Consider the following 1,296-nt stretch of genomic DNA (forward strand, 5'->3'; position numbering starts at 1 on the left):
GTGCTGGTCGACGCGGACGGCCACCCGCAGTGGCTCGCCGGCATCTGGCGGACCGCGGACCTGGCCGGGGCCCTCGCCGCCTACCGCTCGGCGTCGCTGCGCGGTCTGATGGATCCCCTGGCGCCCCGTCTCGTACGGGCGCCGGAGGGCGAGTCGCCCTGGTACGACTGCGACACACCGTCGGACATCGCGGCGGCGTCCCGGATGATCGGAGAGAACCGTGCTTGACGAGTGGATCCGAGCGGCGTGCGCCGAGCTCGGGATCGACCCGGCCGACGTGCATCGCGACCTGATCCTCGACGTGGCCCGCGACGTCGCCCACGGCGTCGCGCGGCCCGCCGCCCCGCTGACCGCCTACCTCATGGGTCTCGCCGTCGGCCGCGGCGCTCCCGTACGCGACGCCGCCGCCCGCCTCACCGAGATGGCCGAGAGCTGGCCCGGCCGGTCCGGCCCCGGATCCGCGCCGTCTTCGTCCGATTAGCCACGGACGCGGGTGTGTAATCGCGCGATGACGAGGTAGAGGGGCTGAGACAGGAACGACGATCCGGAGGCGGGCATGGCCGACTTTCTGACCGATATCGATACGATCCGCAAGCGGGCGAGGGACGAGATCGAGAAGGGCGCGGTCACCGACGCGTACGGCGCCGACCTCCAGCGGGTCATCGGGGTCTGCAACGAGGCGCTGGCCAGCGAGATCGTCTGCGTGCTGCGCTACAAGCGGCACTACTACACGGCGAGCGGCATCCACTCCGAGCCGGTGGCGGCCGAGTTCCTCGAGCACGCGGCCGACGAGCAGCGGCACGCCGATCGGCTGGCCGAGCGGATCGCCCAGCTGGGCGGCTCCCCGGACTTCGACCCGGCGCGCCTGTCGGAGCGGTCCCACACCCAGTACGACGGGAGCGAGAACCTCGTCGAGATGATCAAGGAGGATCTGATCGCCGAGCGCATCGCGATCGCCTCCTACACCGAGATCGCCCAGTGGATCGGCGACGGCGACCCCACGACCCGCCGTCTCTTCGAGGAGCTGCTGGCCGACGAGGAGGACCACGCGGACGACCTGAAGTCCCTCCTCGAACGCCTCCCGAAGGACCTGGAGAACCAGAGGTCATAGCAGGCGCACGGCACGGGCCGCCGCTCCCTCCGGGGGCGGCGGCCTCGGTGTTCCCGGGACCGGGCGATCAGCGGTTCCGGGCGAGGACGAGGACGACCGTGAGCGTGACGGCGAGGGGCAGGGCCGGGGCGGCCGGACGGGCCCACGCGAGCAGGAGGGCGTCGAGCCCGGTGCCCGCGAGGGCG

2 protein-coding genes and 1 pseudogene are annotated in these 1,296 nt (G+C 72.5%); all 3 read left to right on the plus strand.

The window, feature by feature from the left end; all coding sequences use genetic code 11:
- Positions 1 to 228 (plus strand): annotated as a pseudogene (locus tag ACFFNX_RS50270) (NTP transferase domain-containing protein); the annotation flags it as partial.
- Positions 221 to 481 carry a DUF6457 domain-containing protein gene (locus ACFFNX_RS50275; RefSeq protein ID WP_378213589.1) on the plus strand — a complete coding sequence of 87 codons (261 nt, stop codon included), beginning with the start codon at positions 221 to 223 and terminating at the stop codon, positions 479 to 481. The pseudogene ACFFNX_RS50270 and the gene ACFFNX_RS50275, both read left to right, overlap by 8 nt.
- Before the next feature lie 75 nt (positions 482 to 556).
- Positions 557 to 1,111, plus strand: a complete 555-nt coding sequence (locus tag ACFFNX_RS50280; RefSeq protein ID WP_378213590.1) for a ferritin-like domain-containing protein — start codon at positions 557 to 559, stop codon at positions 1,109 to 1,111.
- Positions 1,112 to 1,296: the final 185 nt, after the last annotated feature.

This window comes from Actinoallomurus acaciae, from assembly GCF_042429965.1.
Taxonomy (GTDB): Bacteria; Actinomycetota; Actinomycetes; order Streptosporangiales; family Streptosporangiaceae; genus Actinoallomurus; species Actinoallomurus acaciae.